Here is a 246-nt window from a genome sequence, read left to right as displayed (position 1 = left end):
CGCATTGTTATCGATAAATACAGTTTTGTCATCACTTCCCTTGTTGAGAGTAGAAAAGTCGAAAGCGTCTTTGTTGTGCCTTACGTTGGAATCTGGATGCAACTCTTCCAGTTTTCTTAGTTGATCATCGTTAAGTGAGTTTGTGTCTAAACGTAAAGTAAATCCGTAATTATATTTATAATAAGTAACGACAGGGAAATAGATTGAATTGATGAAGCGCTTATGAAATTCAGGCGTATCCATGAG

At 36.2% G+C, this 246-nt stretch carries 1 pseudogene; it reads right to left on the bottom strand.

The features are described 5' to 3' along the window. Positions 1-246, bottom strand: a pseudogene (locus F0Q32_RS26370) (hypothetical protein); the annotation flags it as partial.

Origin of the sequence: Pseudocitrobacter sp. 73, from assembly GCF_008369545.1 — a bacterium.
Lineage (GTDB): Bacteria > Pseudomonadota > Gammaproteobacteria > Enterobacterales > Enterobacteriaceae > Pseudocitrobacter > Pseudocitrobacter vendiensis.
Note: the sequence above shows the minus strand (reverse complement) of the source record. Positions and strands in the feature narration are given on the sequence as shown.